This window comes from Streptomyces sp. NPDC051684 (assembly GCF_044453445.1).
Lineage (GTDB): Bacteria > Actinomycetota > Actinomycetes > Streptomycetales > Streptomycetaceae > Streptomyces.
On the sequence record NZ_JBITCS010000060.1, the window covers coordinates 1 to 958 of the forward strand.

General features: G+C 68.0%; 1 rRNA gene and 1 pseudogene. Both read left to right on the forward strand.

The features are described from left to right. Positions 1-93, forward strand: a 5S ribosomal RNA gene (rrf, locus tag ACIA8D_RS39360); the annotation flags it as partial. Between the two features lie 139 nt (positions 94-232). Then, positions 233-958, forward strand: a pseudogene (locus tag ACIA8D_RS39365) (tetratricopeptide repeat protein); the annotation flags it as partial.

Here is a 958-nt window from a genome sequence, read left to right on the forward strand (position 1 = left end):
ACGCCCGGTTACATTCCGAACCCGGAAGCTAAGCCTCACAGCGCCGATGGTACTGCAGGGGGGACCCTGTGGGAGAGTAGGACGCCGCCGAACTATTTTTGAGAGGACCCTTGGTCCCGGCACACATGCTGGGGACCAAGGGTCCTTTTTGTATTTCCAGAGCTTTTCTCGGAGCGCGCCGGCACCCCGGTTGCGCGAGAATGACTGCGGTACCGAAGACAGGAGTCGACCGATGGCCACCAACTCTCCCGACGAGCGACCGGAGCGCGATCAGCGCCGACGGGACAGTGGTGACCGGGGGGACCGGGGCGGGTTCCGCGGCAACAGCGGCGGCCCGCGCCGTGACCGCCGGGACGGCGACCGGGAGCGTCCTGCGTTCCGTCGCGACGACCGTTCGTACAGTGACCGGGACCGGGACCGTGGTCCGCGTCGCGACGACCGGCGTGACGACAACCGCGGTGGTGGGTTCCGTCGTGACGATCGTCGGGATGACAACCGTGGCGGTGGCTTCCGTCGTGATGACCGGCGTGATGATCGTTCGTACGGGGACCGGGACCGTGATCGGGATCGTGGGCCGCGTCGTGACGATCGTCGGGACGACAACCGTGGTGGCGGTTTCCGTCGCGATGATCGGGATCGTGGGCCGCGTCGTGACGATCGTCGGGACGACAACCGTGGCGGTGGCTTCCGTCGCGATGACCGGCGTGATGACCGTTCGTACGGGGACCGGGGTCGTGGGCCGCGTCGCGATGACCGTCGGGACGACAATCGCGGTGGTGGCTTCCGTCGCGATGATCGGGATCGTGGGCCGCGTCGTGACGACCGGCGTGATGACAACCGTGGTGGCGGCTTCCGGCGGGACGACCGGCGTGATGACCGTTCGTACGGGGACCGGGGTCGTGGGCCGCGTCGCGATGACCGTCGGGACGACAATCGCGGTGGTGGCTTCCGTCGCGAT